7 protein-coding genes are annotated in these 6,786 nt (G+C 72.2%); all 7 read right to left on the minus strand.

Annotation, left to right across the window (positions count from 1 at the left end; genetic code table 11):
• Nucleotides 1-4: 4 nt before the first annotated feature.
• A complete protein-coding gene (locus IG84_RS0134835) occupies nt 5-1,672 on the minus strand; it encodes a thiamine pyrophosphate-binding protein (RefSeq protein WP_031066637.1) in 1,668 nt (555 codons plus the stop codon).
• Between the two features lie 9 nt (nt 1,673-1,681).
• The gene (locus tag IG84_RS0134840) at nt 1,682-2,470 is read right to left on the minus strand and encodes an SDR family oxidoreductase (RefSeq protein WP_031066641.1); all 789 of its coding nucleotides are present in this window, start codon (nt 2,468-2,470) and stop codon (nt 1,682-1,684) included.
• 89 nt (nt 2,471-2,559) lie between these two features.
• A complete protein-coding gene (locus IG84_RS0134845) occupies nt 2,560-3,297 on the minus strand; it encodes an SDR family oxidoreductase (protein ID WP_031066644.1) in 738 nt (245 codons plus the stop codon).
• The gene (locus tag IG84_RS0134850; RefSeq protein ID WP_030256295.1) at nt 3,297-3,818 is read right to left on the minus strand and encodes a cupin domain-containing protein; all 522 of its coding nucleotides are present in this window, start codon (nt 3,816-3,818) and stop codon (nt 3,297-3,299) included. The genes IG84_RS0134845 and IG84_RS0134850 overlap by 1 nt, the downstream gene beginning before the upstream one ends.
• Before the next feature lie 48 nt (nt 3,819-3,866).
• Entirely contained in the window at nt 3,867-4,706 is an 840-nt protein-coding gene (locus IG84_RS0134855) for an alpha/beta fold hydrolase (protein ID WP_031066647.1), read from the minus strand.
• A gap of 62 nt (nt 4,707-4,768) precedes the next feature.
• Complete coding sequence (locus tag IG84_RS0134860) at nt 4,769-5,677, minus strand: aspartate dehydrogenase domain-containing protein (RefSeq protein WP_078649806.1); 909 nt, start codon at nt 5,675-5,677, stop codon at nt 4,769-4,771.
• Nucleotides 5,674-6,633 carry a VOC family protein gene (locus IG84_RS0134865; protein WP_037801281.1) on the minus strand — a complete coding sequence of 320 codons (960 nt, stop codon included), beginning with the start codon at nt 6,631-6,633 and terminating at the stop codon, nt 5,674-5,676. Before IG84_RS0134865 ends, IG84_RS0134860 begins: the two co-directional genes overlap by 4 nt.
• Nucleotides 6,634-6,786 lie beyond the last annotated feature (153 nt).

Consider the following 6,786-nt stretch of genomic DNA (forward strand, 5'->3'; position numbering starts at 1 on the left):
CTCCTCACGCGGTGGGGATCTTGACGGGCGGGGTGAACGGGTTCTTCATCGGGCCGAGCGCGGCCAGGTCGACCTCGACGAGGGTGGGGCCGCCGGAGGCGACGGCCTCGGTGAGGACGGGCGCCGCGTCGGCCTCGGCGGCGATCCGGGCGTAGGGCAGGCCGCAGGCGCGGGCCAGGAGGGAGAAGTCGGGGGTGGTGAGGTCGACTCCGGAGCGGCGTTCGCTGTAGCGGTCCTGCATGTTGCGGAGGACGCCGTAACCGCCGTCGTTGAAGACGAGGAGGGTGAGAGCGGGCTGCTCCTGGGCGAGGGTGAGGAGTTCTCCGAGGTGCACGGCGAGGCCGCCGTCACCGGCCATGACGACGGTCGGTTCGTCCGGTCGTGCGAGTGCGGCGCCGAGGCCCATGCCCAGGCCCTGGCCGATGCCGCCGCCACGCGGGAAGACGTTGTCGCGCGGGTCGTAGATCTCCAGCAGGCGGTTGCCCCAGCTGCTGGAGGGGATGGTGACGTCGCGGGCGATGACGGCGCGGCGCGGCAGGGCGTCGCGCAGCGCGTCGCAGACGGCGGCCTGCGGTCCGATGGCGTCGTGCAGGGAGGCGCGTACATCCTCGCGTACGGAGGCGACGCGGGCGGTCCAGCCGGGCTCGGCGCTACCGGTCGCCGGGCCGTCGCCGGGGGCCGGCGGCTCCTCGGGCAGGCGGGTGAGCAGGGCGCCGAGTACGGCGTGCGCGTCGCCGTGCAGCGCGTGCTGTGCCGGGTAGACGCGTTCCAGGGCGGCGGCATCGAGGTCGATCTGGAGGTGCGCCTCGGGCAGGGCGAGGGAGTAGTCGCCGGTCTCGTTGGAGCGGAAGTGGGTGCCGATGGTGAGCAGGACGTCGGCGTCGGCGAGCAGGGCGCGGCCCGCGGGGGTGGTGGCGAAATTGCCGAGGACCTGCGGGTGGTCCTCGGGGACGGCGCCGCGGCCGGAGTTGGAGGTGAACAGTCCGGCGCCGGTGCGTGCCAGAAGTTCGACGAGCCGGTCCCCGGCCCCGCACGCGCCACCGCCTGCCCAGATCAGGGGCCTGCGGGCGCCGGCCAGCAGCCGTGCGGCGGCGTCGAGTTCGGCCGCCTCCGGGTGGGCCGTCTCCGGGGGTGTCACGGTGATGTGCTCGTCCTGCTGCGGCGCGTACTGCAGGTCGATCGGCCATTCCACGCTCGCCGGGCCGCCCGGTGCGCGCAGGGCGGCGCGGGCCGCTTCTCGTAGGACGCGTCCCGCGGCGTCCGTGGAGGGCACGGTCGCCGCGTATGTGGAGACCGCGCGCAACATGGCGAGCTGGTCCTTGGTCTCGTGGATGAAGCCGCGGCCGCTGCCGAGGTACTGGCTCTCGATCTGGCCGGTGACGTGCAGGACGGCGGTGCCTGCGCTGAGCGCTTCGATGAGCGACCCGGCGGCGTTGCCGGCGCCGGTACCGGTGGAGGTGAGGGCGCAGCCTATGGAGCCGCGGGCGCGTCCGTAGGCGTCGGCGGCGTTCACCGCGGTGGCTTCGTGGCGTACGGGCACGAAGCGCAGCTCACGGTCGACGGCTTCGACGAGCGGCAGGTTGTGGACGCTGACGATGCCGAACACGGTGTCGATGCCGAGTTCGCGCAGGACGGCGACGAGGAGGTCGCCTCCGGTGGGATGGTGCGTCATGGAGGCTCCTCAGAGGATGCCGCGGCCGACTCCGCCGCAGACGTCGATGCTGGTTCCGGTGATGTAGGAGGCGCGCGGCGAGAGGAGGGCCAGTACCGCGTAGGCGACTTCCTCGGCGCGGCCGAGGCGGCCGAGGGCGATGCCGCGGTCGGCGGCCAGTTCGGCCTGCCACTCCTCGTAGGTGAGCCCGCTGTCGGCGGCGGCGTGCCGGCGTGTCCACTGTCCGGTGTCGATCAGGCCGAGGCACACGGAGTTGACGCGGATGCCGTCGGGGGCGAGTTCCCGGGCGAGGTTGGCGGAGAGGTTGAGAATGCCGGCGCGGGCGGCGCTGGTGGTGATGAGCCGGGGTTCGGGCTGCTTGGCCAGTACGGCGTTGATGTTGACGATGCCGGCGGCGTCGGAGGCGCGCAGGTGCGGAAGGGCGGCGTGCAGCGGGTTGAGTACGCCGGCGAACTTCAGCTCCAGTTCGTCGCGCCAGTCCTCCTCGGTGGTCTCCGCGAGGCGCTTCATACGCGACTGCCCGGCGTTGTTGACCAGGCCGTCCAGGGCGCCGAAGTGGTCGGCGGCGCGGGTCACGAAGTCGCGTACGGCGGTGGCGTCCCGTACGTCGCAGACGCCGGTCAGCAGCCGGTCGGTGCCTGCTCCGAGGCGGGCCGCGGCCTTGTCGAGACGGTCGGCGTCGCGGCCGGAGGTGGCGACGCGCGCGCCTTCGGCCAGGAGGGCGCGGACCGTGGCCAGGCCGACGCCCGAGCTGCCGCCGGTGACCAGTACGGTGCGGTCGGCGAGGCCCAGGTCCATGGGATGTTCCTTCGGTGGTGGTGAGCGGTGCGGAGTGCCCGGGGACGCCCGGTGGTGGCCGCGCGGGCCGGTGCGCAACGGGCGGGTGATCAGTGCATGGTGAAGCCGCCGTTGACGGCGATCACCTGTCCCGTGAGGTAGCGGGATTCCTCGCCGAGCAGGAAGGCGACGATGCCGGTGAGGTCGTCCGGCTGCTGGGTCCGGGAGATGGCCCGGTTGAGCCGGTAGAGCTCGTGGCGCTCCGCGGGGACGTTCTCGGTCGCCTCGCACTCGGTGATGCCGGGCGCGACGGCGTTGACGGTGATGCCCCGGTCGCCCAGTTCGCGGGCCATGGCCCGGGTGAGGGCGATGACGGCTCCCTTGGAGGCGATGTAGTGGGCCAGCCGCGGAGAACCGTACAGCGCGGCGTCCGACGCAAGGTTGACGATGCGGCCGCTGCCCGCGGCGAGGAGCTGGGGCAGCAGGGCGCGGGCGACGAGCCACGGCCCGCGGGCGTTGACCGTCATGATGCGGTCCCAGGCGTCGATGCCGATGTCCTGGAATTCCTTGCCGCCCACGCCGTTGGCGAGGCCGGCGTTGTTGACCAGGCCGTGCAGCGGCCCCAGCTCGGCGACCCGCTCCGCCATCGCCGCGACCGAATCCGGGTCGGCGACGTCGCACGGGACGAAGTGGGCGTCGTGGCCCTCGGCGCGCAGCTCGTCGGCCACCCGCGTGCCCCGCTCGGGGTCGAGTTCGGCGAGCACGACGCGGTGTCCGTCCGCGGCGGCCCGGCGGGCCATGGCCTCCCCCAGGCCACGGCCGGCGCCGGTGATGACGACGGTGCGCATCAGTCGCGGGTGACGCCGTGCATCGGCGAGTGCTCGGGGTAGGTGGGGACCTGCGGCTTCTGCGTGCCGATGACGACGCAGAAGAGGGCGTCGGTGTCGCCCTCGTTCTTGAGGGACCGGGCCACACCGGCCGGCACGACGATCATGTCGCGGTACCCGAGCGTGCGGTACTCGACCTCGTCCTTGCCACGGTGGATACCGACCCTGACCTGGCCCTCCAGGACGAAGAACGCCTCTTCGACGTCGTGGTGGGTGTGCTCCGGGCCCTCGGCGCCGGGCGGCAGCAGCATGTTGGAGAAGGTGAAGCCGCCGGACGGCAGCACGCGGTTGTCGCCTTCGTGGTTACCGGTGGCACCGGAGCCGACGTACCGGATCTGGGCGCGTCGGTACTGGTCACCGGCCTTGGCCTGGAAGGCCAGGGTGTTCCAGTCGGGCTCGCGGGAGTCCTTGGTGGCGATCAGGGAGTCGGTGTAGCGGGCGAGGTCGCCGCCGTTGTCGTAGTCGGTGGTGGTGATGGGCATGATGTGCCGTCCTTTAGTCATATGAATGGGCGGGGCTGTGGACAGTCCTCAGCCGGCTTCGGCGATTCCTGCTGAAATTCGGAGGTGGGCGAGAACCCACGCGTCGAAGGCATCGGGCTGTTCCTGATTCGCGAGGTGACCGGCGTCCTTGACGATCACGTACACGGAGGAGTGGAGGTCTGCTGTGAGCATCTGGCTCGCTTCGATCCCGGTGACCCGGTCCTGGTCACCGCAGAGCACCAAGGTGGGCGCCCTGACGGCGGCGAGGTCGGCGATACGCAGGTCGGTGGCGGCCATTGACTCGGTCGCGTAGCGGTAGCCGGGGAGCCGCAGGGAGCGGGCCATGGTGTCGGTGACGCGCTGGACGAGAGCGTCGGGGGCAGCTTCGGAGACCAGGCGGGGGCCGCGCCGCTCGGCGAAGGCGCGGGGGCCGGCTTCGGCCAGCTCGCCGGCCCGGGCCCGCATGGCTTCCGCCTTCGCCGGATCGGTGCCCGAGCCGGCGCTGGAATCAGCGACGATCAGAGAGGAGACGAGTTCGGGGTGGCGGGCGGCGAGCCGCACGGCGATGACGCCGCCCCAGGAGACCCCGAGCACATGAGCGCGGCCGCCACGCTGCCGGATGAGGGCGGCGGCGGTGTCGGCGAAGTCATCGAGCGTGAACGGATCTGCCGGGTCGGCCGACTTGGCGTAGCCCGGTGCGTCCCAGGCCACCACGCGCACGTACCGGCTCAGCGTGGCGAGCTGCGGCGCGAACGCGGCGGAGGAGGACCCGATCCCGTGCAGACACAGCAGTACCGGACCGCTGTCGCCGGCTTCCTCGACGTGCAGGCCGGCGAGGTCGTAAGGCGAAGACGCGGAGGATGCGGAGGATCGGGAGGTGGATGACATGGACGCGAGCGGTGTGGAGGGCTCGGACGAGGAAGGAGAAGTGCGATGAGTAGTGCTGCCGCTCATAGGATCTGCCCCCTCCGCCCGGCGAGGGCGCCGAGGCTGCGCAGCACCGCGTACGGCACGACCTGGCTGGTGGCGGGGTTGTCGGGGTCGGGGAGGTGCTGCACTTCGAAGCGGTAGACACCGTGGCTGCCGGATGCCTCGATGACGTGCCGGGTGTGCTGAGCCGCCGGGTCGGCGACGACATGGACGCGTACGGCATCCAGGTCGCCGACGGCCAGCGCGACGGAGGCGGCGACGTTGGTGGACTTGGGGAACTTCACCGGCACGTCGCGGGCGGTGCCGCGCATGACCTCGACCGGTCCGGTGGCCGTGCGCATCCGGTGCAGCAAGTCCTCGTCCATCCAGGGCTGTTCGAGGGTGCTGGGCAGCTTGGTGGTGGTGAGGGTGACGTCGGTGAGCCGGCCGAGGGAGCGTACGGCCTGCAGCAGGTCGAGGCCGCCGACGGCACCGCCGGTGAAGTACACACGCCCCGGGCCGGCGGCGAGGAGAGCGGAGGCTAGGTCCTCATCGGTGAGCGCGCCGGTGGAGGCGATGAGGAGATCGGTACCGGAGCGCAGGACGCGTTCGCCCCACTCGCGGACGACGCTCTGGCCCGCCGCTTCGACGATGAGGTCGCAGCGGTCGAGGGCGTCCTCGAAGGAGAGCTGAGGTACGGGGGCGTCGCCGAGAGCGCGGTTGTCGACGATGCAGATCAGCTCGGCGCCGGGGACGTTCCCCTCGGCGAGCGCGGTGCCCACGGTGCGGCCTATGGCGCCCCAGCCGACGAGGCCGACCTTGCGGGAGATGGGGGGCGTCGTGGGCACCGGTGAGGCGGTGGGCGCTGTGGTTGCCGAAGGGAGGGTTGCCGAGGAGGTGGTTGGCGTGGTGGCCGACGTCGGATTCTGCGTGGTGGTCGGGTGTGTCATGCGGGGATCTCCTGGGGGGCCGGCTGGGTGAGGGGGCCGGGGTCGGGGTGACCGGCCATGTGGGAGCGGATCTCCTGTGACGGCGGGCCTGCGGTGCCCCACAGGTCGGACAGCTCCGGCACCCGGCGCCAGACGCGGGCGATCCAGGCGTCCTCGACGATCTGGGCGACCTCGGAGGTGTATTCGCAGACGAGACCGGAAGGGTCGGTGAAGTAGGAGAAGGTGTTGTTACCGGGTCCGTGTCGCCCCGGCCCCCACTGAGGGGTGATCCCGTGGTGGCGCAGCCGGCCCAGCCCGCGCATGAAGTGGTCGACCGAGCTCATCTCGTAAGCGACGTGGTTGAGGGAGGCCCACTCGGCCTGGTTGAAGGCGATGCAGTGGTGGTCCGCGTTGCAGCGCAGGAACGCCATCTGGTGTTCTGACCAGTCCGATACCCGCAGGCCCAGGACGTCGCAGTAGAAGGCGACGGCGGCGTCGATGTCGGCGGTGTTGAGCACGGCGTGGGTGACGCCGACCGGGACGGCGCCGTCGCGGCCCCGCGGGGCGACGGCTTCGACCTGGGCGCTGATCTCGATGAGCCGGTGTTCGGGGTCGGTGAAGCGGAGTCCGTAGCCACCGCCGACCTGGTCCAGCGGGCCGGGGCCGGTGACGGGCGTGATGCCGCGGGCGAGCAGTCGGCGGGCGGCCTCGTCGACCTCGGCTGGGGTGGCGACGGCGAAGGCGATCCGGCCGAGTCCGGTGCGGTCGGCGCGGGTCAGCTGGAGGACGTGGTGTTCGTCGCCCGTGCCGCGCAGCCAGCGTGCGCCCCGGTCACCCTCGACAGCCTCTAGGCCCCAGACCTCCTGGTAGAAGTCGGCGGCTTCGGTGAAGGCGGGGGTGAACAGTTCGACGCACCGCAGGGAGCGCAGGCGCGCGATGGGCTGCTGGGGCGGAGGCTGGTGCGGGGTACGGGACATCGCTGTCTCCAGTCGTACGGGGGGCGATGGGGGCTGCGCGGCGGTGGGTGGTGGGCCGGTGGGCGGTGGTGGGCCGGTGGGCGGTGGTGGAGCGGGGGCGCCGCTGGGTGTGGGGCGGAGACGCCGCTGGGTGGTGGGTTGGCGGTCACTGGT

The sequence above is a fragment of the Streptomyces ochraceiscleroticus genome (assembly GCF_000720485.1).
GTDB classification, from domain to species: domain Bacteria; phylum Actinomycetota; class Actinomycetes; order Streptomycetales; family Streptomycetaceae; genus Streptomyces; species Streptomyces ochraceiscleroticus.

What these genes read in the sequence shown, in the direction of transcription:
- IG84_RS0134835 (WP_031066637.1), bottom strand. Translation starts at nt 1,672, where the DNA reads ATGACGCACCATCCCACCGGAGGCGACCTCCTCGTCGCCGTCCTGCGC.
- IG84_RS0134840 (WP_031066641.1), bottom strand. Translation starts at nt 2,470, where the DNA reads ATGGACCTGGGCCTCGCCGACCGCACCGTACTGGTCACCGGCGGCAGC.
- IG84_RS0134845 (WP_031066644.1), bottom strand. Translation starts at nt 3,297, where the DNA reads ATGCGCACCGTCGTCATCACCGGCGCCGGCCGTGGCCTGGGGGAGGCC.
- IG84_RS0134850 (WP_030256295.1), bottom strand. Translation starts at nt 3,818, where the DNA reads ATGCCCATCACCACCACCGACTACGACAACGGCGGCGACCTCGCCCGC.
- IG84_RS0134855 (WP_031066647.1), bottom strand. Translation starts at nt 4,706, where the DNA reads ATGTCATCCACCTCCCGATCCTCCGCATCCTCCGCGTCTTCGCCTTAC.
- IG84_RS0134860 (WP_078649806.1), bottom strand. Translation starts at nt 5,677, where the DNA reads ATGACACACCCGACCACCACGCAGAATCCGACGTCGGCCACCACGCCA.
- IG84_RS0134865 (WP_037801281.1), bottom strand. Translation starts at nt 6,633, where the DNA reads ATGTCCCGTACCCCGCACCAGCCTCCGCCCCAGCAGCCCATCGCGCGC.